At 72.5% G+C, this 26,488-nt stretch carries 19 protein-coding genes and 1 pseudogene; 17 read left to right on the top strand and 3 right to left on the bottom strand.

The window, feature by feature from the left end; all coding sequences use genetic code 11:
• The first annotated feature begins 180 nt into the window (after window positions 1–180).
• The 3 genes and pseudogenes from recN to AMK31_RS21390 all read left to right on the top strand — a co-directional run bounded on the left by recN (window position 181) and on the right by AMK31_RS21390 (window position 4,164).
• Complete coding sequence (gene recN, locus AMK31_RS21400; protein WP_073942195.1) at window positions 181–1,902, top strand: DNA repair protein RecN; 1,722 nt, start codon at window positions 181–183, stop codon at window positions 1,900–1,902.
• 20 nt (window positions 1,903–1,922) lie between these two features.
• Window positions 1,923–2,682 (top strand): annotated as a pseudogene (locus tag AMK31_RS21395) (hypothetical protein).
• Between the two features lie 345 nt (window positions 2,683–3,027).
• A complete protein-coding gene (locus tag AMK31_RS21390; protein ID WP_073942194.1) occupies window positions 3,028–4,164 on the top strand; it encodes a glycosyltransferase family 4 protein in 1,137 nt (378 codons plus the stop codon).
• Here the strand turns inward: AMK31_RS21390 and AMK31_RS21385 are convergent.
• The gene (locus AMK31_RS21385) at window positions 4,161–5,792 is read right to left on the bottom strand and encodes a PucR family transcriptional regulator (RefSeq protein ID WP_073942192.1); all 1,632 of its coding nucleotides are present in this window, start codon (window positions 5,790–5,792) and stop codon (window positions 4,161–4,163) included. The two genes, AMK31_RS21390 and AMK31_RS21385, sit on opposite strands and share 4 nt — an antisense overlap.
• Before the next feature lie 222 nt (window positions 5,793–6,014).
• On the opposite strand from AMK31_RS21385, the gene AMK31_RS21380 reads away from it, so the two are divergent.
• Window positions 6,015–7,580 carry an APC family permease gene (locus AMK31_RS21380; protein ID WP_241842688.1) on the top strand — a complete coding sequence of 522 codons (1,566 nt, stop codon included), beginning with the start codon at window positions 6,015–6,017 and terminating at the stop codon, window positions 7,578–7,580.
• An 11-nt stretch (window positions 7,581–7,591) separates the two neighbouring features.
• A complete protein-coding gene (locus tag AMK31_RS21375) occupies window positions 7,592–9,187 on the top strand; it encodes a flavin monoamine oxidase family protein (RefSeq protein WP_073942191.1) in 1,596 nt (531 codons plus the stop codon).
• 25 nt (window positions 9,188–9,212) lie between these two features.
• On the opposite strand, the gene AMK31_RS21370 is transcribed toward AMK31_RS21375, so the two are convergent.
• Both AMK31_RS21370 and AMK31_RS21365 read right to left on the bottom strand, forming a co-directional pair.
• The gene (locus AMK31_RS21370) at window positions 9,213–10,595 is read right to left on the bottom strand and encodes an FAD-binding oxidoreductase (protein ID WP_073942190.1); all 1,383 of its coding nucleotides are present in this window, start codon (window positions 10,593–10,595) and stop codon (window positions 9,213–9,215) included.
• Between the two features lie 108 nt (window positions 10,596–10,703).
• Window positions 10,704–12,506, bottom strand: coding sequence for a glycoside hydrolase family 15 protein (locus tag AMK31_RS21365; protein WP_073942189.1), 1,803 nt, complete (start codon window positions 12,504–12,506; stop codon window positions 10,704–10,706).
• Between the two features lie 496 nt (window positions 12,507–13,002).
• On the opposite strand from AMK31_RS21365, the gene AMK31_RS21360 reads away from it, so the two are divergent.
• From AMK31_RS21360 to AMK31_RS21305, 12 genes are all read left to right on the top strand, one after another.
• Window positions 13,003–14,652 carry a CTP synthase gene (locus AMK31_RS21360; RefSeq protein ID WP_073942188.1) on the top strand — a complete coding sequence of 550 codons (1,650 nt, stop codon included), beginning with the start codon at window positions 13,003–13,005 and terminating at the stop codon, window positions 14,650–14,652.
• 136 nt (window positions 14,653–14,788) lie between these two features.
• Entirely contained in the window at window positions 14,789–15,415 is a 627-nt protein-coding gene (locus AMK31_RS21355; RefSeq protein ID WP_073942187.1) for an NUDIX domain-containing protein, read from the top strand.
• A 162-nt stretch (window positions 15,416–15,577) separates the two neighbouring features.
• Window positions 15,578–17,665, top strand: coding sequence for a tetratricopeptide repeat protein (locus AMK31_RS21350; protein WP_073942186.1), 2,088 nt, complete (start codon window positions 15,578–15,580; stop codon window positions 17,663–17,665).
• Between the two features lie 138 nt (window positions 17,666–17,803).
• A complete protein-coding gene (gene ald, locus AMK31_RS21345; RefSeq protein ID WP_158074546.1) occupies window positions 17,804–18,919 on the top strand; it encodes an alanine dehydrogenase in 1,116 nt (371 codons plus the stop codon).
• Between the two features lie 402 nt (window positions 18,920–19,321).
• Entirely contained in the window at window positions 19,322–20,458 is a 1,137-nt protein-coding gene (locus AMK31_RS21340) for a ParA family protein (protein ID WP_073942184.1), read from the top strand.
• Window positions 20,455–21,012 carry a hypothetical protein gene (locus AMK31_RS21335; protein ID WP_079186885.1) on the top strand — a complete coding sequence of 186 codons (558 nt, stop codon included), beginning with the start codon at window positions 20,455–20,457 and terminating at the stop codon, window positions 21,010–21,012. Before AMK31_RS21340 ends, AMK31_RS21335 begins: the two co-directional genes overlap by 4 nt.
• An 18-nt stretch (window positions 21,013–21,030) precedes the next feature.
• The gene (locus AMK31_RS21330) at window positions 21,031–22,095 is read left to right on the top strand and encodes a segregation/condensation protein A (protein WP_073942182.1); all 1,065 of its coding nucleotides are present in this window, start codon (window positions 21,031–21,033) and stop codon (window positions 22,093–22,095) included.
• A complete protein-coding gene (scpB, locus tag AMK31_RS21325; RefSeq protein ID WP_073942181.1) occupies window positions 22,095–22,733 on the top strand; it encodes an SMC-Scp complex subunit ScpB in 639 nt (212 codons plus the stop codon). Before AMK31_RS21330 ends, scpB begins: the two co-directional genes overlap by 1 nt.
• Window positions 22,733–23,821 carry a pseudouridine synthase gene (locus AMK31_RS21320; protein WP_073942180.1) on the top strand — a complete coding sequence of 363 codons (1,089 nt, stop codon included), beginning with the start codon at window positions 22,733–22,735 and terminating at the stop codon, window positions 23,819–23,821. The genes scpB and AMK31_RS21320 overlap by 1 nt, the downstream gene beginning before the upstream one ends.
• A gap of 67 nt (window positions 23,822–23,888) precedes the next feature.
• Window positions 23,889–24,908 (top strand): ADP-ribosylglycohydrolase family protein, encoded by a 1,020-nt coding sequence (locus AMK31_RS21315; RefSeq protein ID WP_107468673.1) that lies wholly within the window; start codon window positions 23,889–23,891, stop codon window positions 24,906–24,908.
• A 100-nt stretch (window positions 24,909–25,008) separates the two neighbouring features.
• Complete coding sequence (gene aroH, locus AMK31_RS21310; RefSeq protein WP_073942178.1) at window positions 25,009–25,371, top strand: chorismate mutase; 363 nt, start codon at window positions 25,009–25,011, stop codon at window positions 25,369–25,371.
• Window positions 25,368–26,453 (top strand): prephenate dehydrogenase, encoded by a 1,086-nt coding sequence (locus AMK31_RS21305; RefSeq protein WP_073942177.1) that lies wholly within the window; start codon window positions 25,368–25,370, stop codon window positions 26,451–26,453. Before aroH ends, AMK31_RS21305 begins: the two co-directional genes overlap by 4 nt.
• The last annotated feature ends 35 nt before the right edge of the window (window positions 26,454–26,488 follow it).

The following is a 26,488-nucleotide window of genomic DNA, read 5'->3' as shown; positions in this document are numbered from 1 at the left end:
GCCTAGTCGTCGTGCGCCATCCGAGAGGGTGGTTCTTCGTCGCCGGCGGGTGCGGGTTCGTCGTGGCTGGTCGCGCGGTTCCCCGCGCCCCTGAGGTGGGCCCGCTCACGTGGGTGACAAGGGTGGGGTGGTCGCACTCACGGACCCGGACCTCGTAAGGTCGTGTCCGTGTTGGAGGAGATGCGGATACGGTCGCTCGGTGTCATCGATGACGCCGTCGTCGAGCTGTCGCCCGGGTTCACCGCGGTCACCGGTGAGACGGGTGCGGGCAAGACCATGGTGGTCACCAGCCTGGGCCTGCTGCTCGGTGGGCGCGCGGACCCGGCGCTGGTGCGGATCGGGGCCGACAAGGCCGTCGTGGAGGGGCGGATCGCCCTGCGGGCGGACGCCTCCGTGGCCGTGCGGGCCGAGGAGGCCGGCGCCGAGCTCGACGACGGGGCGCTGCTGATCAGCCGTACCGTCTCCGCCGAAGGGCGGTCGCGGGCCCATCTGGGCGGGCGGTCCGTGCCGGTGGGGCTGCTGGCAGAGCTGGCCGACGAGCTGGTCGCCGTGCACGGGCAGACCGACCAGCAGGGGCTGCTGAAGCTGTCCCGGCAGCGGCAGGCGCTCGACCGGTACGCCGGGGACACGGTGACCGTGCCGCTCGCCAAGTACAGCGAGGCCTACCGGCGGCTGCGGGCCGTCTCCGCGGAGCTCGAGGAGATCACCACGCGCGCGCGTGAGCGGGCCCAGGAGGCCGACATGCTGCGCTACGGCCTCGACGAGATCGCCGCCGTGGAGCCGCGCGCCGGGGAGGACGCCGAGCTGGCCGCGGAGGCCGAGCGGCTGGGGCACGCCGAGGCACTGGCGTCCGCCGCCGCGGCCGCGCACGCCGCGCTGGCGGGCAACCCGGAGGACCCCGAGGGGGTCGACGCCTCGACGCTGGTCGCGGGCGCCCACCGGGCCCTGGAGGCCGTACGGTCGCACGATCCCGCGCTCGCCGCGCTCGCCGAGCGGATCGGGGAGATCGGGATCCTGCTGGGTGACGTGGCCGGGGAACTCGCGGGGTACGCCGACGACCTCGACGCCGACCCGCTGCGGCTCGCGGCCGTCGAGGAGCGGCGGGCCGCGCTGAGCGCGCTGACACGGAAGTACGGCGAGGACGTCGGCGCGGTGCTGGCCTGGGCCGAGCGGAGTGCCGCGCGGCTGACCGAGCTGGACGGCGACGACTCGCGGATCGAGGAGCTGACCGCCGAGCGGGACGCGCTGCGGGCCGAACTGGGCGGACTCGCGCAGGCCCTGACGGACGCGCGGACGGAGGCCGCCGAGCGGTTCGCCGCCGCCGTGACCGCCGAGCTGGGCTCGCTCGCCATGCCCCACGCGCGGGTGTCCTTCGCCATCCGGCAGACCGAGGACCCGGAGGGCGTCGAGGTCGGCGGGCGGACGGTGGCGTACGGGCCGTCCGGTGCCGACGAGGTCGAGCTGCTGCTCGCCCCGCACCCCGGGGCGCCGCCCCGGCCCATCGCCAAGGGGGCGTCCGGCGGTGAGCTGTCCCGGGTGATGCTGGCCGTCGAGGTGGTGTTCGCCGGGACGGACCCCGTGCCGACGTATCTCTTCGACGAGGTCGACGCGGGCGTCGGCGGCAAGGCCGCGGTGGAGATCGGGCGGCGGCTGGCACGGCTCGCGAAGACCGCGCAGGTGGTCGTCGTGACTCACCTGCCGCAGGTCGCCGCCTTCGCCGACCGGCAGCTGCTGGTGGAGAAGACCAACGACGGATCGGTCACCCGGTCCGGCGTGAAGGTGCTGGAAGGCGAGGAGCGGGTCCGGGAGCTGTCCCGGATGCTGGCCGGCCAGGAGGACTCCGAGACCGCTCGGGCGCACGCGGAGGAACTGCTGGCGGCGGCCAGGAGCGACGCCGGGTAGCCGATGTCTAGGGTGGGCGGATGATCATCTCCTTCGGGCTGTCCGCCGCCCTCACGCGCGCCGCCACCGCCGTCCTCCGCGCCACCGCCCCCGGCGGCCGGGAACCCTGGCGGCGCGAGAACTACGCCGGCCGCAGCGTCGAGTTGTACGCCGGTCCCGCCGCCGCTCTCGCGACGGCCGTCGGCGTCGCGCGGATACGGCCCGCCGCCGGGGTCGCCGTGGCGGTCGCCGGGGTCTGCGGGGCGTACGACGACTTCGCCGGGGCGGGCGACCCGCGGCGCGGGTTCCGCGCGCATCTGTCCGCGCTCGGGGACGGCCAGATCACCAGCGGTGCCGTCAAGCTTCTCGGGATCTCCGCCGCCGGGCTGCTCGCGGGCGCGCTGATGAAGGAGCGGGCGGTGGACAAGGTGCTGGCGGGAGTGGTGATCGCCGGTGCCGCGCACGCCGTGAACCTGGTGGACGTACGGCCCGGGCGCGCCGCCGGCGCCGCGCTGGCTCTCGGGCTGCCGGGGCTGCTGCGGAAGGGGCCCGGCGCGGAGATGGCGGCCACCGCGATGGGGGCGGCGGGAGCCGTGCTGCCGGACGACCTCGCGGAGCGGGCGATGATCGGGGACGCCGAGACACCCCCTAGGCGCGGCGCTCGGGGCGGCGGTCGTCGCGGGGAGCGGGCGGGCCGGGCTGGTCGCGCATGCGGCGGCGGTGGTGGCGGCGGCCGTTCACGGGGAGCGGGTGAGCGCGCTCGCGGGCGGGGGAACGGGTGAGGGCGCCGCAACCTCGTGAACCGGGACCCGGGGAGCGGGGGAGTGCGTTCGGCGGCGCGTGGGAGTGAGTCGGCGGTGTTCGGGTGCGGGGTGATGGGACACGCGTGGGGGCCGGGTCACGGGTGAGGGACGTCAGGTCACCCTCGTGCATGACCGGTTCACTCGTATGGGGGATGTGAGATGGCGCGTTGCCCAGGCGCGGGCGGCGCTCGGCTGTGCGGGGTTCCCGGAACGGGCGTACGGGCTGGCATCCTTGGCGGAGTACGGGGAGGACGCCGCGCGGTACACCCCCTCCGCCCGATCCTTCTGTACGTTTCTCCGTGACCGCCGTGACCGACCGACGCCGAACCAGGAGCCCGGGCACGTGACCCCCGTGAGCAGCCCGTCACCGCACGGCCAGTCGTCGCTGCGCACCGTGCAGGTGCTGGGCGGAGGCAACGCCGGCAGCAGCGCGCATGTGCGCTCGCTGGCCGCGGGGCTCGTCGCACGGGGCGTGCGGGTCACCGTGTGCGCCCCCACCGAGGCCGAGCACGCCTACGACTTCACCGGGGCCGGCGCCGAGCACGTGCACATCCCGCGCAGCAGTGACCCGGTCTCCGTGGCCGCGCTGCGGACGGCCTGCGCGAACGCCGACCTGGTGCACGCGCACGGGCTGCACGCCTCCTTCCGCGCGGCGCTCGCGCTCAGCGGCAAACACATCCCGCTGGTCGTCACCTGGCACAACCGGGCGCACGCCGAGGGAGCGCGCGGTCAGTTGCTGCGGCTGCTGGAGCGGCGCGTGGTGAAGGCCGCCGCCGTCGTGCTCGGCACCAGCTCGGACCTGGTGGACGGGGCCCGCCGCACCGGCGCCCGGGACGCGCGGCTGGCCGCCGTGTCCCTGCCGGGGCCGCGTACGGCGGTGGAGCGCGGTGACCCGGACCGGCAGCGGTCCAAGGTGCGGGCCGAACTCGGCGCGATCGGGCGGCCGTTGCTGCTGGCGGTCGGCTCGCTGGACCGGCAGCGCGGCTACGACCTGCTGCTGGACGCCGCGCGGCGGTGGCGGGAGCTGGATCCCGCGCCGCAGGTCGTCGTGGCGGGCGAGGGTCCGCTGCGGGCGGAGCTGCAGGGCCGCATCGAGGACGAGGAACTGCCGGTGCGGCTGGTCGGGCAGCGGGACGACGTGGCCGCGCTGCTGGACGCCGCCGATCTGGCGCTGCTGCCGGGCGGCCGGGAGTCGCGGTCGGTGCTCGCGCAGGAGGCCCTGCACGGCCGCGTCCCGCTCGTCGCCACCGCCGTCGGCGGGGTCCCCGAGCTGGTCGGGGACGCGGCCGAACTGGTCCCGGCCGGGGACGCGGTGGCGTTCGCGGCGGCCGTCGTACGGTTGCTCGGGGACCGCGAGCGGCGGGAACTGCTGCGGGAGCGGGGTGTGCGGCAGGCGGCCACCTGGCCGACGGAGGACGAGACCGTCGCCCAAGTGCTCAGCGTGTACGACGAGTTGACCCAGCCCCGGCCGATGATCTAACCCACGTGCCGGCGGGCGCGCAGGGCCAGGCTCAACGCCAGTACCGTCTGCGGGTCGTCGAGGTCGGTGCCCAGCAACTCGCCGATGCGGGCGAGGCGGTTGTAGAGGGTCTGCCGGTTCAGATGGAGTTCGCGGGCGGTCTCCGCCTTGCGGCCCGCGTGCGCCAGATAGGTCTCCAGCGTGGGCAGCAGCGGGGGACGGGAGCGGCGGTCGTGGTCACGGATCGGGCCGATCGCCCGGTCCACGAACGCCGCCAGGTCGGGGTGGTCGCGCAGCCGCCACAGCAGCAGGTCGATGTCGAGGCGGCGGGCGTCGTACCAGGGGCGGTCGGTCAGACCCTGGGCCGCGGTCGCCGTCTCCGCCGCGTGCCGCAGCCCGGCCGACGCCGCCGCCCAGCCGCCCGCCACGCCGACGACCACGACCGGCGGCTGCGCGCCCGGCCGCTGCATCCCGGCCCGCTCCACCCCGGCCCGCAGCGCCGCCGCGACCCGGTCGGCGACCGCCGAGCGCTCCGACTCCGAGCGCAGGCCCAGCAGCAGGGGGACGCGGCCCTCCACCGGTCGTACGCCCAGCAGGACCGGCACGCCCACCGACGCCAGCTCCTCGGCGACCGCGCGTGCCAGCACCGCCCAGCCCCCGCCGGGGGAGAGCCCGTCGCCGAGCCGCATCACCACCGGCAGCAGCGGGCCGGTGCCCGGTTTGAAGCCGAGGACGCGGGCCTGGGCCGGGGCGTCCTCGGCGGCGATCCGGCCTTCGGCGAGGTCGGTGAGGAAGTCCCCGCGCCCGCGCGCGGCCAGCTCCTCCTCCTGCCGGGCCTGCATCAGGACGACGGCGAGGATGCCGGCGGCGCGTTCGGCGGCGATCCGGTGGACCGGCGCCAGCGGCCCGCGCACCGGCAGCAGCACCAGGCGGGCGCGGACCGAGCCGGTGCCGGGACCGCCGCCCGGCACGTCCACCAGCACCGAACCGGCGGGCGGCGGGGCGTCCTTGTGCGGGCCGCGCAGCCCCTCCCACACCTGGAGGGGGTCGGCGCCCTCGGGGCCGGCGCCGGCGGCGTACAGCAGCTGCCCGTCGGAGGTCTCCAGGAAGACCGGGTTGGCGCCGAAGTCGGCGAGGATGCCGAGGACCTGCGGGACCCCGCCGCCGCCGAGCAGGGCCTCGGTGCAGCGGCGGTGCACCTCCTCGGCGCGCTGGAGCAGGGCGTAGTGGCCGTTGACGATCTCGGTGTGGATCTCCTCGGTGACCGTCACGAACGGCACCTCGCGGTGCAGTTGGACCAGCGGCAGCCCGGCCGCGCGGGCCGTCTCGACGAGGGCGGCGGGCAGCCGGGCGAAGCGCGGGCCCAGCTCCACCACCAGGGCCGCGATGCCGCGTTCGGCGAGGGTGCGGACGAACGCGCGCTGCTCGGCCGGACGGGTGCCGAGGCCGTACCCGGTGGTCAGCAGCAGTTCGCCGCCCTTGAGCAGGGAGGCGATGTTGGGCACCTCGCCCGCGTGCACCCAGCGCACGGTGCGCTGCAGCCGTTCCGCCCCTGCCAGCACCTCGGGGAGCCCGCTGCGCAGACCGGGCAGTTCCAGTGCCCGTTGAACGGTGATCCCGGCGCCCGTGCTGTCGAATCGGCTGTCCATGCAGCGGACGCTACCGGCGCGCGCGTTACGGCGACATCTCCGGGTGGTCACGGGAGCGATCACCGGGCGCCCGGGGCCGACAATGCGTCGCCCCGGGTGCCGGATTGCACGACCGCGTGTCTGTTGTGGCGTGCGTCACTCTGCCGAGAAACTGTCGCATTCGCAGGGAACAGCCGAGCGATCTTCGGATTTCGTTGTCATGGTCCTTGGAAAGGGGCGGGAATGGCAGAAACACCCACGCGAGAGGTGCATCGCCTCAAGGCGAATTCCGTCGGCCTGGTGGGCGTGGTGTTCATGGCGGTGGCGACCGCCGCGCCGATCACCGCGATGACCGGCAACCTGCCCATCGCGGTCGGCTTCGGCAACGGCACCGGCGCGCCGGCCGGCTATCTCTTCGCCACGCTCGTCCTGACGGTGTTCTCCGTCGGCTATGTCGCCATGGCCCGCCGCATCACCGCCGCGGGCGCCTTCTACGGGTACATCTCGCACGGCCTGGGCCGGATCACCGGCATGGCCTCCGGGATGCTCGCGGTGCTGGCGTACATCGTCTTCGAGGCGTCCATCGTCGGCGTCTTCTCCTACTTCGCCCAGACCACCGTCGAGGACCAGCTCGGCGTGGACCTGCCCTGGGTCGTGTACGCCGCCGCGATGCTGCTGGTGACGGCGGTGCTGGCGTACTTCGACATCAACCTGACCGCGAAGGCGCTCGGCGTGATGCTGATCGCCGAGATCGCGGTGCTCTTCGCGGTCGCCACCGCCGTACTGCTGAACGGCGGCGGCCCGGACGGCATCCCCGTCGAGCCGGTCAACCCGGCGAACGCCTTCACCGGGACCTCCGCCGGGCTCGGTTTGTTCTTCGCGTTCTGGTCGTGGGTCGGCTTCGAGTCGACGGCGATGTACGGCGAGGAGTCCCGCGACCCCAAGCGGGTCATCCCGCGCGCGACGCTGATCTCCGTCGTCGGCGTCGGGCTCTTCTACATCTACGTCTCCTGGATGACCATCGCGGGCAACGGGCTGAAGGGCTCGGTCGAGGTCTCCTCCGGGACCAGCCCGCTCGACCTGTTCTTCGACCCGGCGCACGCCTACATCGGCGCCTGGGCGGTCGACGCCTTCCAGTGGCTGCTCATCACCGGGTCCTTCGCCTGCGGCATGGCCTTCCACCAGTGCGCGGCCCGCTATCTGTACGCCGTCGGCCGCGAGGGCTTTCTGCACCCGGCGCTGGGCCGCACCCACGCGCGGCACGGCTCGCCGTACGTCGCCTCGTTCGTCCAGTCGGTCGTCGCGGTCGTGCTCGTCGGGGCCTTCTGGCTGACCGGGCAGGACCCGTACATCCACCTCTACACGCTGCTGGCGATCCTCGGCACGATGGCGATCCTGATCGTGCAGACGCTGTGCTCGTTCGCCGTGATCGGCTACTTCCGCAGGAACCACCCCGAGGACCGGCACTGGTTCCGCACCCTCACCGCCCCGCTGCTCGGCGGCATCGGCATGATCGCGGTGGTGGTGCTGCTGGTGACCAACCTCGACACCGCGGCCGGCACGGCGGCCGACTCGCTCTTCTTCAAGGCCATCCCGTGGATCGTCGGGCTGGTCTTCTTCGGCGGCCTCGGGCTCGGCCTGTATCTGAAGGCCCGGCAGCCGCAGCGCTACGAGATCATCGGCCGGATCGTCCTGGAGGACGCGGCCGAACGCACGGACGACGACAGCACCGACGAATCCCACGGCACCGACGCCACCGACGGCACGGACGAGATCGACGACAACGAGGAAACATCCGCCACGGTCTGAGGAGCAGCACTGTGTCCCGTACGCACGCCCTGCACGTCCTCCGTTCCCTCACCGCCGACCACGCCGCGGCCCGTGCGCTGGGTCTGCCCGTCGCCGAGGCGCGGCTGCGGCGCCGGTCCGTCCTCAAGGGCGCGGCGGCCCTCGCCGCCACGGCCTCCGTCACGGCCGCCGCTCCCGTGGCCGCCGCGTCCGCGCCCCGGATCGCCGTCGTCGGCGCCGGCATCGCCGGGCTGACCGCGGCGCTCACCCTCCATGACGCGGGGCTCCCCTGCACGGTCTACGAGGCCGACCCGGACCGGGTCGGCGGCCGGATGTACACCCAGCGCGACCACTGGGCGCACGGCCAGATCTCGGAGATCGGCGGCGAGCTGATCGACACCAGCCACAAGAAGATGCTGGAGCTGTGCCGCCGCTTCTCCCTGCCCGTCGAGGACTTCCTCGGCGGCGGGCCCAACGGCGCCGAGGAAGTCCTGTGGTTCGGCGGCGAGTACTACCCGCGCGAGCACGCCGACGAGGACTTCAAGGCCGTCTACCAGGCGCTCCACCGCGATCTGCTGGAGGCCGGGGAGGTGAGGTGGAACCGGACGACCGCGGCCGGTACGGCCCTGGACGACATGTCGATCCACGACTGGATCGAGTCACGGGTGCCCGGCGGCCACGACGCGCCGCTCGGCCGGTTCTTCGACGTCGCCTACAACGTCGAGTACGGCGCCGACACCACCGAGCAGTCCTCGCTGGCCCTGGTGCTGCTGATGGGCTACCAGACCAATCCCGGCAACTTCAACATCTGGGGCCTGTCCAACGAGCGGTACCACATCGTCGGCGGCAACGACCGGCTGCCGCACGCCATCGCGGACGCCCTGCCCGACGGGACGATCCGGCACGGCTGGTCGCTCCAGGCGGTACGGTCCAACGCCGACGGCACCCAGACGCTGACGTTCACCGAGGCGGGCGCCACCCGCACGGTCACCGCCGACCACACGGTCCTGTGCGTGCCGCTGCCGGTGCTCAAGGGGCTCGACCTGAGCAGGGCCGGGTTCGACAGCCGGATGACCGGCCTGCTGCGCGACGCCCGTATGGGGCACTGCACCAAGCTCAACATGCAGTTCTCCAAGCGGCCCTGGCGCGGCACGGGCGCCTGGCCGGGGGTCTCGGCGGGCGACTGCTTCACCGACGGCCGGGTGCAGCAGACCTGGGACACCACCAAAGTCCAGCCGGGCACGGGCGGCATCCTCATCCAGTACCACGGCGGCAGCCTGGCCAGGTCGCTGAGGCCGGCCGGGCCGTTCTCCTCCGAGAGCGATCCGTACGTGGCGAGACTGGCGGCGGAGTACACCAGGGACATCGACGCCTTCTTCCCCGGCACGTCGGCCGCCTGGACCGGCCGGGCCCAGCTGTCGGCCTGGCACCTCAACCCCTACGCCCAGGGCGCCTACTCGTACTGGCCGGTGGGCTATCTGCACCGGTACGCGGGCTATGAGGGCACCGCGCAGGGCAACGTCCACATCGGCGGCGAGCACTGCTCCTACGACTTCCAGGGGTTCATGGAGGGCGGCGCGACCGAAGGGGAGCGGGCCGCGCGGGAGGTGATCGACGCGGTGACGTGACCCGTGGCGGGGGTGCGGCCGTGTCTCAGGCGGGCCTGATGTTGTGGTTGAAGCGGAACACGTTGTCCGGGTCGTAGCGGCGTTTCAGCTCGGCCAGCCGGGCGGTGTTCTCCGGACCCAGGCCCGCCCGGACGCGGTCGGCGCCCTCGTCGCCGATGAAGTTGAGGTAGACCGCTCCGGTGCTCCACGGGCGGACGTGGCCGCGCACGTCACGCACCCAGCCGACGCAGCGCTCGTCGTCGGCGGGGTCCGTCCAGGCACCGAAGGGGTGCACCACCCAGGGGGAGCCGCGGTACGGGACCGGGTACTCGGCGGGGCCGTCGGCGACGGCGCCGCCCAGCGGGAACAGGACGTGCTTGCTGTTGCTCGGCACCGGCATGGGAAGCGCGAGCGGGCAGAAGACGTCCACGAAGTCGTCCGGGGCGCCGGTCAGGTACTCGGCCGACCAGTGGTTCCGCAGCCCCGGCGGATCGTCGAGCATGCACTGGACGTCGGCGTACGGCATCGCCCCGACGAGCTCCCCCTCGTGCGGCAGCGCCAGCAGCGGCCCGGCGACCTCGCGCATGTCGTCCTCGGAGCCCGCGTACGTCAGCAGCACCGCGCAGACCAGGGTGCCGGCCAGGTGCGGCGGCACGAACGCCGCCGGCGGAGCGGTGATGTACAGCACGCCACCGCCCGCCTCCGGCGGTCCGGACTCGATGACGTCCCGGTACACGCGTACCGCCTCCCGGCCGGACTCCGGCCGGAACAGCAGCAGGGCGACGGCGAACTCCGGGATCTCGTACAGCTTCAGGGTGAGCGCGGTGGCGACGCCGAAGTTGCCGCCGCCGCCGTGCAGCGCCCAGAACAGGTCGGGGTTCTCGTCCGCGCTCGCGTGGACCCGCTCGGCGTCCGCGGTGACCAGCTCCACGCCGAGCAGATTGTCGACGGCGAGCCCGCAGCAGCGGTCCAGCCAGCCGCTGCCGCCGCCCAGCACGAACCCGCCGACGCCGGTCGTCGAGGCCCGTCCGCCGGTGGTGGCGAGGCCGTACGGCTGGGTCGCCCGGTCCAGATGGCTCATCGTCGCGCCGCCCTCGACACGGACCGCCTCGGCCCCCGGATCGACTGTCACGCCCTGCATCCGGCGCAGGTCGACGACCAGGCCGTTGTCGTTTGACGCCATCCCCGCCACGCTGTGCCCGCCGCCGCGCACCGCCATGTTGAGGTCCAGGTCCCGGCCGAACCGCACGGCCCGCACCACATCGGCCTCGTGCGCGCACTGCGCGATCACCGCCGGGCGGCGGTCGATCATGCCGTTGAAGACGCGCCGGGCCTCGTCGTAGCCCGCGTCCCCCGGGGCGAACACCTCGCCGGCCAGATCCTCACGCAGCGCGTCGAGCGCCGCGCCCGCCTTCGACAGGGGAGCCATGGCCGCCCCCTTCCAGCGCAGGGGCAATCGTCCGGTTCCAGCCTAGGCGGGCCCGGCACGGGTGGCGCGACGCCGGACGCACACCCGGCGCCGCCGCCCCGTGCCGCGTCAGCCCCCGTACGCCCCCGACGCCGTCAGCCGCAGGGCCGTGTCGATCAGGGGCACGTGGCTGAAGGCCTGGGGGAAGTTGCCGACCTGGCGCTGCAGGCGGGGGTCCCACTCCTCGGCGAGCAGACCGAGGTCGTTGCGCAGGGAGAGCAGCTTCTCGAAGAGCTTGCGGGCCTCGTCGACCCGGCCGATCATCGCGAGGTCGTCGGCCATCCAGAACGAGCAGGCCAGGAAGGCGCCCTCGTCGCCGGGCAGGCCGTCGACGCCCTCGTTCTCGCCCTGCGTCGGGTAGCGCAGGATGAAGCCGTCCGGGGTGGACAGCTCCCGCTGGATCGCCTCCACCGTGCCGATCACCCGCTTGTCGTCCGGCGGCAGGAAGCCCACCTGCGGGATCAGCAGCAGCGACGCGTCCAGCTCCCGCGACCCGTACGACTGGGTGAAGGTGTTGCGCTCCTTGTCGTAGCCCTTCTCGCACACCTCGCGGTGGATCTCGTCGCGCAGTTCCTTCCAGCGCTCCAGCGGGCCGTCCGCGTCGCCGGACTCGACGAGCTTGATCGTCCGGTCGACGGCGACCCACGCCATGACCTTGGAGTGCACGAAGTGCCGGCGCGGGCCGCGCACCTCCCAGATGCCCTCGTCCGGTTCGTGCCAGTGCTTCTCCAGGTAGCTGATCAGCTTCAGCTGGAGCAGGGAGGCGTAGTCGCTGCGGGCCAGGCCGGTCATGTGGCCGAGGTGCAGGGCCTCGGTGACCTCGCCGTACACATCCAGCTGGAGCTGGTGCGCGGCGCCGTTGCCGACCCGGACCGGGGCGGAGTTCTCGTAACCGGGCAGCCAGTCCAGTTCCGCCTCGCCCAGCTCGCGCTCGCCCGCGATGCCGTACATGATCTGCAGGTTCTCGGGGTCGCCGGCGACGGCTCGCAGCAGCCACTCGCGCCAGGCGCGGGCCTCCTCGCGGTAGCCGGTGCGCAGCAGCGAGGACAGGGTGATCGCCGCGTCCCGCAGCCAGGTGTAGCGGTAGTCCCAGTTGCGCACGCCGCCGATCTCCTCCGGCAGGGAGGTGGTCGGGGCGGCGACGATGCCGCCGGTGGGGGCGTACGTCAGCGCCTTCAGGGTGATCAGGGAGCGGATCACCGGCTCCCGGTAGGGGCCGTGGTACGTACAGTGCTCGACCCACTCCCGCCAGAACTCCTCCGTCGCCTCCAGCGACTGCTCCGGCTCCGGCAGGGGCGGCGCCTCCTTGTGCGAGGGCTGCCACGAGATGGTGAAGGCGATCCGCTCGCCGGGCGAGACCGTGAACTCGGAGTAGGTGGTCAGCTCCTTGCCCTCGGTCTCGACATGGGTGTCGAACCACACCGAGTCCGGGCCGGCCACGGCGACCGTACGGGCGTCGTGCTTGTGCACCCACGGCACGATCCGGCCGTAGGAGAACCGCATCCGCAGCGCCGAACGCATCGGGACCCGGCCGGAGACGCCCTCCACGATCCGGATCAGCTGGGGCGCGCCGTCACGCGGGGGCATGAAGTCGATCACCCGGACCGTGCCGCGCAGGGTGTCCCACTCGGACTCGAGGATCAGCGAATCGCCGCGGTAGCTGCGCCGGGCCGCGACGGGGGGCTCGGCGTCGGCCGCGTGCGCCGGGCCGATCCGCCAGAAGCCGTGTTCCTCGGTGCCCAGCAGACCGGCGAAGATGGCGTGCGAGTCGAAGCGGGGCAGGCACAGCCAGTCGACTGTGCCGTCCCGGCAGACCAGGGCAGCGGTCTGCATGTCTCCGATGAGTGCGTAGTCTTCGATGCGCCCGGCCACGTGCTAACTCCAGTCGAACGGCCACGTAGCCCCAGACAAGGGGGCTTTCGCTAGTGCGGTCAAGGGGTTCGTTGTAATGCGTCGTTGAGCTGTGAGGCAAAACCGTCGTCGAGCCGATGCGCCCGGGCGACCGTCGTCACTCAACGATCTGACGAGCTCTCGTTGTTCCGGTTCCCTACGGACGGGGGTGGTGCCGTTCGGCCGGCGCGCTCGGCAGCGAGTGTCCGAGCAGGATACGACGCACGTAGATGATGTGCGTGCCGCTCCGGGCAACCCGATTGCGCCGAACGGGTGAGCAGAGGGTGAGGAACGGGTGATGGGTTCACGTCCGTGGCGGGCCGTGCGCAGAGCGTCGCCGGGCGCCATCGCGCCGAGGCGCTGATACCCTGGTAGCCCGTGGACCGGTGGGCGTAGAACCCCCGAACCGCAGCGACGGCTCCTCCAGGAAAGCCGCACCGCACCCCCAGACCGAGACCACGGGAGCACCCTCTTGGCCATGCCGTCCAAATCCACGACGACCAAGCACATCTTCGTCACCGGGGGTGTCGCCTCCTCGCTCGGCAAGGGCCTGACCGCCTCCAGCCTCGGCATGCTGCTGAAGGCGCGCGGGCTGCGCGTCGTCATGCAGAAGCTCGACCCGTACATCAACGTCGACCCTGGCACGATGAACCCCTTCCAGCACGGTGAGGTGTTCGTCACCAACGACGGTGCCGAGACCGACCTGGACATCGGCCACTACGAGCGTTTCCTTGACCGTGACCTCGACGGCTCCGCCAATGTCACCACCGGTCAGGTCTACTCGACGGTGATCGCCAAGGAGCGGCGTGGCGAGTACCTGGGCGACACCGTCCAGGTCATCCCGCACATCACCAACGAGATCAAGCACCGCATCCGCCGGATGGCCGCGGAGGACGTCGACGTCGTCATCACCGAGGTGGGCGGCACCGTCGGCGACATCGAGTCGCTGCCGTTCCTGGAGACCGTCCGCCAGGTCCGCCACGAGGTCGGCCGGGACAACGTCTTCGTCGTGCACATCTCTCTCCTGCCCTACATCGGCCCGTCGGGAGAGCTCAAGACCAAGCCGACCCAGCACTCCGTCGCCGCGCTGCGCAACATCGGCATCCAGCCGGACGCGATCGTGCTGCGCTGCGACCGCGAGGTGCCGACGGCCATCAAGCGCAAGATCTCGCTGATGTGCGACGTCGACGAGGACGCCGTCGTGGCCTGCCCCGACGCCCCGTCGATCTACGACATCCCGAAGGTCGTGCACGCCGAGGGCCTGGACGCCTACGCCGTCCGCAAGCTCGACCTGCCCTTCCGCGACGTGGACTGGACGACCTGGGACGACCTGCTCGAGCGCGTCCACAAGCCCGCCCACGAGATCACCATGGCCCTGGTCGGCAAGTACATCGACCTGCCCGACGCCTATCTGTCGGTGACCGAGGCGCTGCGCGCCGGCGGCTTCGCCAACCGCACCCGCGTCAAGATCAAGTGGGTCACCTCCGACGACTGCCGCACTCCGGCCGGCGCCGCCGAGCAGCTCGCCGACGTGGACGCGATCTGCATCCCCGGCGGCTTCGGCGACCGCGGTGTCTCCGGCAAGGTCGGCGCGATCCAGTACGCCCGCGAGAACAAGATCCCGCTGCTCGGCCTCTGCCTCGGCCTGCAGTGCATCGTGATCGAGGCCGCGCGCAACCTGGCCGGCATCGCGGACGCCAACTCCACCGAGTTCGACCCGGCGACCGCCCACCCGGTGATCTCCACCATGGCGGAGCAGCTGGACATCGTGGCCGGCGAGGGCGACATGGGCGGAACGATGCGCCTGGGCATGTACCCGGCCAAGCTGGCCGAGGGCTCCATCGTCCGCGAGGTGTACGACGGCAAGGAGTACGTCGAGGAGCGGCACCGTCACCGCTACGAGGTGAACAACGCCTACCGCGCGGAGCTGGAGAAGAAGGCGGGCATCCAGTTCTCCGGCACCTCCCCGGACGGCAAGCTGGTGGAGTACGTCGAGTACCCGCGTGAGGTCCACCCTTACCTGGTCGCCACCCAGGCCCACCCGGAGCTGCGCTCCCGGCCGACCCGCCCGCACCCGCTCTTCGCGGGCCTGGTCAAGGCCGCCGTCGAGCGGCAGACGGCGAAGTAACCCGACGGTTGTACGGTGGCCGGGGTGCGGTCCGCGAGGACGCGCACCCCGGCTTTTCCGCAACGTCTCTCTCCGCAACGCCTCTCCGCACGTCTTTTTCTGCACGTCTTTTTCTGCACCTCCGGAAGGACAGGGCATGACGATCAAGGACACCCCCGAGGAGTGGGAGATCCGCGCCACGGACACCCCCTTCGTGGGCAACAAGACCTCCGTCCGCACCGACGACGTGGTCATGCCCGACGGCACGGTGGTCCGCCGCGACTACCAGATCCACCCCGGCTCGGTCGCCGTCCTCGCCCTCGACGACGCCGACCACGTGCTGGTGCTGCGCCAGTACCGGCACCCGGTGCGCCAGAAGCTGTGGGAGATCCCGGCCGGACTGCTCGACGTGCCCGGCGAGAACCCGCTGCACGCCGCCCAGCGGGAGCTGTACGAGGAGGCGCACGTCAAGGCCGAGGACTGGCGGGTGCTCACCGACGTCTACACCACGCCCGGCGGCTGTGACGAGGCCGTACGGATCTTCCTCGCCCGGGGCCTGTCCGCGGCCGAGGGCGAGCGCTTCGAGGTCGAGGACGAGGAGGCCGACATGGAGCTGGCCCGGGTCCCGGTCGACGAGCTGGTGCGCGGTGTGCTCGCCGGGGAGCTGCACAACAACTGCCTGGTCGTGGGTGTCCTGTCGCTGGTCGCCGCGCGCGCCGGGGACGGCCTGGACGCGCTGCGCCCGGCCGAGGCGCCGTGGCCGGCGCGGCCCTTCGCGTCCTGATCCGACGCCCGCCCCTCGCGGTGTGACCATCGCCTGATCCGATCGGGGGACGTCGCCGCCGTGCTCCGCGGGGATCGTCGCAGAGCGTGAACTAGGCTCTGGAGACGCCCGCACCGGAGTCCCGGCGGGCTGTGCACGTGCGGTGGGACGGGAGTGTGGCCCGTGGCGGATCAGGCGGTGGACGCGGGCGGCGTGGAGCTGACGGGACACACGCCGCGGGAGTACGACTTCCTGGGCCGCACACGGGAGTTGAAGGAACTGCGCGCCGACATCGAGCGCGCCGGACTCGACACCCTCGCCGGCCGCAAGGCCCCCCGCGCCCGGGTCCTGCTGATCGCCGGCCGGCCCGGCTCCGGACGGACCGCGCTCGCCGAGGAACTGGTCCGCCAGGTCGCCGACCGTTACCCGGACGGAGTGCTGCGGGCCCGGCTCAGCGAACCCGACGGCACGCCCGTCCCCACCGAGCGCACCGCCCGCGACCTCCTCGCCGATCTGGAGCTGTCCGCCCCCGCCGGAGCCGACGCGGACGACCTGACGGCGGCACTCCGCACGGCCCTGGCCGACCGCCGTTCCGTACTGCTGCTGGACGACGCGGCGGACGCCGAGCAGGTCGACGCGCTGCTGCCGGACACCCCGGACTGCCTGGTCGTCGCCGTCTCCCAGGGCCCGCTCACCGGCATCGCCGACGTCCGCCCGTGCACCCTGGGCGGTCTGGACACCAAGTCCGCGGTCGAGCTGCTGTCCCGGCTCACCGGCTCGGTGCGGATCACCGTCGATCCGCGGGCCGCCGAGAGCCTGGTCGAGGAGTGCCAGGCCCAGCCCGGCGCGCTGGTGCTGGCCGGCGGCTGGCTGGCCGCCAGCCCCAACGCGGCCGTCGCCGACCTCGGGAAGCAGCTGCGTGCCGAGGTCGCCGAGGACAACGCGCCCTCGCCGCTCAGCCGGGTCTTCCGGCTCGTGCACGCCGCGCTGCCGGCCCCGACCGCCCGGATACTGCGACTGCTCTCCCTCGCCCCCGCCGGGCACGTCGACCCGCACACGGCCTCCGCGCTGGCCGGCTGCTCGGTCAGCACCGCCCGCGGCATCCTCGACGACCTGGCCGCCTTCGGCCTGCTGCGGGCGGTGGACTCGCCGCTGCCGCAGTACGAGGTGCCGGGCTCCCTGCACCCGCTGCTGCGCGGCGCCGCCGAGACCGAGGACCGGCCGGCCGAGCTCCAGCTGGCCCGGGCCCGGATGCTGGAGCGGACGGTGCGGCTGCTCCAGTCGTGCCGGGCGATCACCGAGACGGACAGCCCGCAGGCCCGCGAGAAGCTGCTCGGCATGCCGCGCTCGCTGCGCTTCCCCAGCCCGCGCGCGGCCGCCGACTGGCTGCGCATCCGCCGGCCCGCCCTGCTCGCCGCGGCCCGCGCCGCCGTCGCCGACGGGGACCTGGACACGCTCGCCCGGCGCCTGATGTCCCAGCTGGTGCGGGCGATGGTCGCGCACTTCGGGACCCAGGCCGCGGCTCCCGACCTGTACGTCGTCCACCAGCTCGTCCTTGACGTGGCCGAGCGCCGGAACCTGCCCCGGGAGAAGGCGGCGGCCCTGCTGAATCTGGCCGATCTGGACGCCCGGACCGGCCGTACCGCCGACGCGCTGGTGCGCTACCGGGCCGCGCTGGACGCCGGACGCGAGGCGAACGACCCGTATGCGACCGGCCGCGCGATGGAATCCGTAGGCGGCGCCCACGAGGAGCTGGGGGACTACGACCGGGCCGCCGACTGGTACGGCCGGGCCCTCGCCCAGCGGCTGGCCCGCGACGAGCGCGCGGACGCCGCCCGGCTCTACGGCCGGATCGCCGCCGCCCACACCTACGCGGGCCGGTACGGCGAGGCGCTGCGCGGTTGGCGGGCCGCGGCGGCCGGATACCGCAAGCTCGGCGATGTCGCCGCGCAGGCGCGGGCGTTGAGCGAACTCGCCCGGGTGCAGGAGTACGCGGGGCGGCCCGAGGAGTCGCTGCGCACCTGCCAGGAGGCCGTGGAGTGGGCGCGCCGCGCGGAGGACGTCCGGCTCCAGGCCGCGCTGTACCTCCGGCTGGCCGACACGCTGGACCATCTCGGTGATCCCACGGCGGCCGGACTGCACCGGAGCGCGGCCGAGCGCATGCTGGGTGATGAGCTCCGAGAGAGCGAGCAGGAGGGCGATCCGGAAGATCCACAGCCGGAACAGCGAGCTAACGCCTGCGAAATCCGCAGTACATCCGCTGAAGATTGATGCAATGAAAGGCTAGACAGCGGGAACACCTTCATTAGACTGGCTCTGCCGCACGTTCTCCTGCGGTGTCTCCCGGTGTGCCCTGTACATCCGGGTATGTCGCGTACTACACCCTCTGAGCCAAGGACCGTGATCGACGTGAAGGTCGGCATCCCCCGCGAGGTCAAGAACAACGAGTTCCGGGTGGCCATCACCCCCGCCGGCGTGCACGAGCTGGTGCGCAACGGCCACCAGGTGGTCATCGAGCGCAACGCCGGCGTCGGCTCCTCGATCACGGACGAGGAGTACGTCGCCGCCGGTGCCCAGATCCTCGACACCGCCGACGAGGTCTGGGCGAGTGCCGATCTGCTGCTGAAGGTCAAGGAGCCGATCGCGGAGGAGTACCACCGCCTCCGCAAGGACCAGACCCTCTTCACCTACCTGCACCTGGCCGCCTCCAAGGAGTGCACGGACGCGCTCATCGAGTCCGGCACCACCGCCATCGCCTACGAGACGGTCGAGCTGCCGAACCGCGCCCTGCCGCTGCTCGCCCCGATGTCCGAGGTCGCGGGCCGCCTGGCCCCGCAGGTCGGCGCCTACCACCTGATGCGTGCCGCCGGCGGCCGCGGTGTGCTCCCCGGCGGTGTCCCGGGTGTCACCCCGGCGAAGGCCGTCGTCATCGGCGGCGGCGTCTCCGGCTGGAACGCCACCCAGATCGCCGTCGGCATGGGCTTCGACGTGACCCTGCTCGACCGCGACATCAACAAGCTGCGTGAGGCCGACCGGATCTTCGGCACGAAGGTCAAGGCGATCATGTCCAACGCCTTCGAGCTGGAGAAGGCCGTCCTCGACGCCGACCTCGTCATCGGCGCCGTCCTCATCCCGGGCGCCAAGGCCCCGAAGCTCGTCACCAACGAGCTGGTCTCCCGGATGAAGGCGGGAAGTGTCCTTGTCGACATCGCGATCGACCAGGGCGGCTGCTTCGAGGACTCGCACCCGACCACGCACGCCGAGCCGACCTTCAAGGTCCACAACTCGGTCTTCTACTGCGTCGCCAACATGCCCGGCGCCGTCCCGAACACCTCCACCAACGCCCTCACCAACGCCACGCTGCCGTACATCGTGTCGCTGGCCAACAACGGCTGGGTCGAGGCGCTGCGCCGTGACCCCGCGCTCGCCAAGGGTCTCAACACCCATGACGGCAAGGTCGTTTACCGCGAGGTCGCGGAGGCGCACGGCCTGGAGCACGTCGAGCTCGAGTCGCTGCTCGGCTGACCGTCCGGTTCAAGTCATCTATAGGTAAAAGGCGATTCGTCAACAAGGGTCGTCAACCCCGAACACCCGGCCGGACCTTGCCCGACAAGGTCCGGCCGGATGTGTGTATGGTCACTTTGCGACGCTCGGTCAACTCGCCTCGAACGTATCCCTTTAACCGATTCGCACACCGGTGAATCCTGCTGTGCGACGGCCGCACGCCCTTGACAGCGGGATGTTTCATTGCCGACACATCGGGCCGGGTCCGGCGGATTGTGTTGCTGCGGACGCCCGACACGCCATAGAGTCGCCAACCGTCGGCATGGTGCCACGCTGACCTTGTCTAGAAGTTTCCTGGTCACCAAGGAGGTAAGACGACTTGTGAATGAGTCGACATTTTCTCCCGGGGGTGGTCAACCAGGAATGCCTACGCGGGCCCAGGGATCCGCGGGGCTAGAGGCTGTCGGCTCCGTCGCTGTCCGCACCTTCGCAGCCCACCAGAGCCAAGCCAGCCCCCACATGGCTCAGACAGCACCCCAGAGCATGGATGGCCATCACGTGAACGCCATGGCCGGCGACGGAAGTGGCGCGCCCCACAACCACTTCGCCGACTACGAGGAACTGCCCGACGGGCACTTCTACGACCCCGATGCCGAGTACGAACCCGACCCGGAGTACGCGGCCACGCTCGCGCCCGACGCGGCGCGCCAGCGCCGTGAGCGCGTCGGCCCGACCGGACGCCCGCTGCCGTACTTCCCGATCCCGGGTCCGCTCACCGACCACGGCCCCGCGACGATCATCGCGATGTGCAACCAGAAGGGCGGCGTCGGCAAGACCACGTCGACCATCAACCTGGGCGCCGCGCTCGCGGAGTACGGACGCCGGGTGCTGCTCGTGGACTTCGACCCGCAGGGCGCGCTGTCGGTCGGTCTCGGCGTGAACCCGATGGAACTCGACCTCACCGTCTACAACCTGCTCATGGAGCGGGGCATGGCGGCGGACGAGGTACTGCTGAAGACGGCGGTCCCCAACATGGACCTGCTGCCCAGCAACATCGACCTGTCGGCGGCCGAGGTCCAGCTCGTCTCCGAGGTCGCCCGCGAGTCGACGCTCCAGCGCGCCCTGAAGCCGCTGCTGCCCGACTACGACTACATCGTGATCGACTGTCAGCCCTCGCTCGGCCTGCTCACGGTCAACGCGCTGACGGCCGCCCACAAGGTGATCGTGCCGCTGGAGTGCGAGTTCTTCGCCCTGCGCGGTGTGGCGCTGCTGACCGAGACCATCGAGAAGGTCCAGGAGCGGCTCAACCCGGAGCTGGAGCTCGACGGGATCCTCGCCACGATGTACGACTCGCGCACCGTGCACAGCCGAGAGGTGCTCGCGCGGGTCGTCGAGGCGTTCGACGACCACGTCTACCACACGGTCATCGGACGCACGGTCCGCTTCCCGGAGACCACGGTCGCCGGTGAGCCGATCACCACGTACGCCTCCAACTCCGTCGGTGCCGCCGCCTACCGCCAGCTCGCCAGGGAGGTGCTCGCCCGGTGTCACGCCGAGTGAGTCTGCCGGGGGCCGACGAACTGTTCCGTACGACAGGGGGAATGGCACTCCAGCCGTCCACTCCCCGGCGCCCCGCGGGCGGCGAGGCCCGGGTGCCGGCTCCCGCGGGGGAGAGCGACCCGGCGTCCGCGGACGACGCCCCGCTGGCCGTGCCCGCGCAGGGCGGCGACGGCGACGGGGCCGAGCACGTGGCCGCGGAGCCGGAGCCGGCCGAGGCGGGCGAGTCCCGCAGCCGGACGGCCTCCACAGAGCGCTCCGGGCGGCGCCAGGCGGCGCAGGAAGGTTCTGCCGCGGCGGCGCCCCGCAACAACAAGCGGGGGCGGTCGGCCACGCGGCGGCCGAGCGGGCGCGAGCGGCACGACGAGAAGATCACCGTGTACGTCTCCGCCGAGGAGCTGATGGACCTGGAGCACGCGCGTCTCGTGCTCCGCGGCGAGCACGGGCTCGCCGTCGACCGGGGCCGGATCGTGCGGGAGGCGGTGGCCGTCGTGCTCGCGGATCTGGAGACCCGGGGGGACGCCAGCATCCTCGTTCGGCGGCTGCGGGGGCGGTAGCGGTAGCCTGCGGGGGCTATGACCTCGTACGACTCTCCCGTCCCCGCTTCCGGCCGTGCCGGGCGCCGGCGTGCGCTGGGGAGGGGGCCGGGCGCAGCGCCGGCCGAACCGCGGGAGGCGGGTCCGGAGGAGGTACGTCCGGAGGACGCTCCCGCCGAGACGTCTGAGCCGGAGGTTCCGGTCACCGGGGCCGAGCCGGTCGAGGCCATCAAGCCTGCCGAGCCTGCCGAGCCGGTCGAAGCCGCCGATCCCGTCGACTCCGACGAACCCGCCGACGGTGTCTTCAAGGTCCGGCTCGCCAACTTCGAGGGCCCCTTCGATCTGCTGCTCCAGCTGATCTCCAAGCACAAGCTGGACGTCACCGAGGTCGCGCTGTCGAAGGTGACCGACGAGTTCATGGCGCACATCCGGGCGATGGGCCCGGACTGGGACCTGGACCAGACGACGGAGTTCCTGGTCGTCGCCGCCACCCTGCTCGACCTGAAGGCCGCCCGGCTGCTGCCCGCCGCCGAGGTCGAGGACGAGGCCGACCTCGCGCTGCTGGAGGCCCGGGACCTGCTGTTCGCGCGGCTGCTGCAGTACCGCGCGTACAAACGGATCGCGGAGATCTTCGACGGGCGGCTCGACGACGAGGCCCGGCGCTACCCCCGTACCGTCGGCCTGGAGCCCCAGCACGCCGAGCTGCTGCCCGAGGTGGTCATCAGCATCGGCGCGAAGGGCTTCGCCAAGCTCGCGGTCAAGGCGATGCAGCCCAAGCCGAAGCCCCAGGTGTACGTCGACCACATCCACGCCCCGCTGGTCAGCGTGCAGGAGCAGGCCGGGATCGTCGTCGCCCGGCTGAAGGAGCTGGGCGAGGCGAGCTTCCGCACGCTGGTCGGGGACACCGACGACACCCTCACCGTCGTCGCCCGCTTCCTCGCGCTGCTGGAGCTGTACCGGGAGAAGGCGGTCGCGCTGGAGCAGGAGACCGCGCTCGGGGAACTGCTCGTGCGCTGGACCGGCGGGGACGGGGACGACGCCCCGAGGGTCACCGACGAGTTCGACCGGCCGCCCGAGGAGCCCGAGAAGGAGAAGAAGCCCTGATGAGCGAGGAGACCGTCGCCGCACTCGGCCTCAAGCCCGCCTTGGAGGCCGTGCTGATGGTGGTGGACGAGCCCGCGACCGAGGAGCAGCTGGCGAAGATCCTGGAGCGGCCCCGGCGGCAGGTCGCGGACGCGCTGCGGGAGCTGGCCGACGAGTACACCGTGCAGGGGCGCGGGTTCGAGCTGCGGTTCGTCGCGGGCGGCTGGCGGTTCTACACCCGCGCCGAGTACGCGCCCGCCGTCGAGCGGTTCGTGCTGGACGGGCAGCAGGCCCGGCTGACCCAGGCGGCGCTGGAGACGCTGGCGGTGGTGGCGTACCGGCAGCCGGTCAGCCGCAGCCGGGTCTCGGCCGTGCGCGGGGTCAACTGCGACGGCGTGATGCGCACCCTCCTCCAGCGCGGTCTGGTCGAGGAGGCGGGCACGGAACCCGAAACAGGTGCGATCCTGTACACGACGACGAACTACTTCCTGGAGCGGATGGGCCTGCGCGGTCTGGACGAGCTCCCGGAGCTCGCGCCCTTCCTCCCCGAGGCGGAGGCGATCGAGGCCGAGACCCAGGAAGGCGTACCGTCGTTCGACCCGGACGCGCCGGACGCGGACGACGAACACACGACGATCACGACGACGACGGAACTTTGATGCGAAGCAGCGGCAGGAACGGCGGACACGGCGGGCGCGGCAACCACCGCGGTGCCGGCAACGACAGGGACCAGAAGCAGGGGCAGGGCCGCCCCCGCAAGCCCCGCCCCGAGGAGCGCCGCTACGACGTGGGCCCCGGCGCCTCCCAGGACGGCCCGAAGTCCGGGCGCGGCGGTTCCGCGCGCGGTGGTGCCAAGGGCGGCCCCAAGCAGTCCCAGCAGCAGCAGCGCGGCGGCGGTGGCGGGCGCGGCCGTACGGCACCCGCCCGCTCGCGTGAGTACGAGGCCCGGGTCGAGGAGCGTAACCGGGAGCGGTACGCGGGCAAGAAGGACATCAAGCCGCCCAAGACCTTCCCCGGCGCCGAGCAGGAGGGCGAGCGCCTGCAGAAGGTTCTCGCGCGCGCGGGCTACGGCTCCCGCCGGGCCTGCGAGGAGCTGATCGAGCAGGCGCGGGTCGAGGTGAACGGCGAGATCGTCCTCGAGCAGGGCATGCGGGTCGACCCCGAGAAGGACGAGATCCGGGTGGACGGGCTGACCGTCGCCACGCAGTCGTACCAGTTCTTCTCGCTGAACAAGCCGGCCGGCGTCGTCTCCACCATGGAGGACCCGGACGGACGCCAGTGCCTCGGCGACTACGTCACCAACCGGGAGACCCGGCTGTTCCACGTGGGGCGTCTCGACACCGAGACCGAGGGCGTCATCCTGCTCACCAACCACGGCGAGCTGGCGCACCGGCTGACCCACCCCCGGTACGGCGTGAAGAAGACCTACCTCGCCGCGATCGTCGGGCCGATCCCGCGCGACCTGGGCAAGCGGCTGAAGGACGGCATCCAGCTGGAGGACGGCTACGCGCGCGCGGACCACTTCCGGGTCGTCGAGCAGACCGGCAAGAACTACCTGGTCGAGGTGACCCTGCACGAGGGCCGCAAGCACATCGTGCGGCGCATGCTCGCCGAGGCGGGCTTCCCCGTCGAGAAGCTGGTGCGCACCGCCTTCGGTCCGATCACCCTGGGCGACCAGAAGTCGGGCTGGCTGCGGCGGCTGTCCAACACGGAGGTCGGCATGCTGATGAAGGAAGTCGATCTCTAAGGGAGATCCGTAAAGCACTTGTGGGCGGTCCGTCATCCCCTTTATGGTCACAGTGACGATAAAGGGGATGGTGATCCGCGTGCCGAAACGCGCAGCGACCGGAGCGCTCCTGGGCCTCGCCCTCGGGGACGCGCTCGGCTTTCCGACCGAGTTCGACGACGTACCGTCGATCCTCGCCAAGTGCGGCCCATGGCGGCAGATGGACCTGCCCCGGCCCGCGATCGTCACCGACGACACCCAGATGACACTGGCGCTCGGCCGCGGCCTGCGCACCGCCATGGACCGGGGCTTCCTCGCGCCCAAGCGGCTGGCACGGCCCGTGCGTGAGGAGTTCGTGGACTGGTACCAGTCCCCGGAGAACAACCGCGCCCCCGGCCGCACCTGCCTGCGCGCCTGCCACCTGCTCAAGCAGGAGGGCCGGGCCTGGCAGGAGGCCAGCCAGATCGACTCCAAGGGCTGCGGCGCCAACATGCGGGTCGCGCCGATCGGACTCGCCCCCGGACTCGACGACGACCAGCGGGCGGGCGCCGCCCAGCTCCAGGCCGCGCTCACCCACGGCCACCCCACCGCCCTCGCCGCCTCCGACCTCACCGCGCACGCCGTCCACCTGCTCGCCCGCGGCGCCGAACCGACCGGGCTCGTCGGCCTGCTGCGCTCGTACGCCTACGACAACCGCACCCGCTACCACCACCAGTGGCTCGGCGACCTGTGGACCCGCAGCCACGACCCCGGCCCCGAGCACTTCATCGCCCGCGGCTGGGACGAATGCCTGGACGTCCTCGCCCGGCTCCAGGACGCCGTGCGCACCGTCTCCCCGGAGACCGACCCCTGCCTCGCCACCGGGGCCGGCTGGATCGCCGAGGAGGCCCTCGCCACCGCACTGCTCTGCTTCCTGCTCTTCGTCGGTGAACCGTTCACCGCGCTGCGCCGCGCCGCCTGCACCTCCGGCGACTCCGACTCCATCGCCTGCCTCACCGGCGCCTTCGCGGGCGCCCACCTAGGTGCCGACGCCTGGCCCGCGGACTGGACCGACCGCATCGAGTACCGAGGCGAGCTGCTGGCCCTCGGCGCGCTCTGGGACGCCTGAGCCGGCCGTCTCAGGACACGGGCGGTGCGCGACCGGCGGACCCGGGCTGACTAGGCTGGACGAACGCACAACTGGAACGCGATCGACAAGGAGCAGCGCCGTGGCGGTACGAGCGGTCCGGGGGGCCGTCCAGCTGGAGCGGGACGAGGCCGAGCACATGGACGCGCAGGTCGGAGCCCTGCTCACCGCCATCCTGGAGCGGAACGGCCTCACCGCCGACGACCTGATCAGCATCTGGTTCACGGCCACGCCGGACCTGCACAGCGACTTCCCGGCGGCCGCCGCCCGCAAGCTCGGCATCGTCGACGTCCCGCTGATCTGCGCCCAGGAGCTCGACATCCAGGGCGCCATGCCGCGCGTGGTCCGCGTCCTCGCCCACATCGAGACCGACCGGGCCCGCAACGAGATCGGCCACGTCTACCTCGGTGCCGCCGCCGCCCTGCGCAAGGACATCGCCCAGTGAGGACCGCACTCGTCATCGGCACCGGCCTCATCGGCACCTCCGCCGCCCTGGCCCTCGTCCAGCGCGGTGTCACCGTCCACCTCGACGACCACGACCCCGAGCAGGCCCGCACCGCGGCCGCGCTCGGCGCCGGCATCGACGAGGCCCCCGACGGACCCGTCGACCTCGCGGTCGTCGCCGCGCCGCCCGCCCATGTCGCCGCCGTGCTCGCCGACGCCATGCGGCGCGGGCTCGCACGCGGCTACCTCGACGTGGCCAGCGTCAAGGGCGGCCCGCGACGCGAACTGGAGGCGCTCGGTCTCGACCTGTCGGCGTACATTGGCACCCACCCGATGTCCGGCCGGGAGAAGTCCGGGCCGCTCGCCGCCACCGCCGACCTCTTCGAGGGCCGCCCCTGGGTGCTCACCCCCACCCGGGACACCGACACCGAGGTGCTGAACCTCGCCCTGGAACTGGTCTCGCACTGCCGGGCCGTGCCCGTCGTCATGGACGCCGACGCCCACGACCGGGCCGTCGCCCTCGTCTCCCACATGCCCCACCTGGTCTCCAGCCTGGTCGCCGCGCGCCTGGAGCACGCCGAGGAGTCCGCCGTAAGGCTGTGCGGGCAGGGCATCCGGGACGTGACCCGGATCGCGGCCTCCGACCCCCGGATGTGGATCGACATCCTCTCCGCCAACCCCGGGCCGGTCGCCGACCTCCTCGCGGACGTCTCCGCCGACCTCGACGAGACGGTCCGCGCGCTGCGCGCCCTGGAGTCCTCCGACGAGGCCAGGCGCCGCGAGGGCACCGCCGGCGTCGAGGACGTGCTGCGACGCGGCAACGCGGGCCAGGTGCGGGTCCCCGGCAAGCACGGGTCCGCGCCGCGGGTCTACGAGACCGTCGTCGTCCTCATCGACGACCAGCCCGGCCAGCTGGCCCGTATCTTCGCGGACGCGGGACAGGCCGGGGTCAACGTCGAGGACGTACGGATCGAGCACGCGACGGGTCAGCAGGCGGGCCTGATCCAGCTGATGGTCGAGCCGAAGGCGGTGCCGGTGCTGAGCGCCGCGCTGCGCGAGCGGGGGTGGGCGATCCGGCAGTAGGCCGGACCGCGTCCGCAAACACCGGACGGACCGGG

Origin of the sequence: Streptomyces sp. TSRI0107 (assembly GCF_001905845.1) — a bacterium.
Classification (GTDB): Bacteria; Actinomycetota; Actinomycetes; order Streptomycetales; family Streptomycetaceae; genus Streptomyces.
Note: the sequence above shows the minus strand (reverse complement) of the source record. Positions and strands in the feature narration are given on the sequence as shown.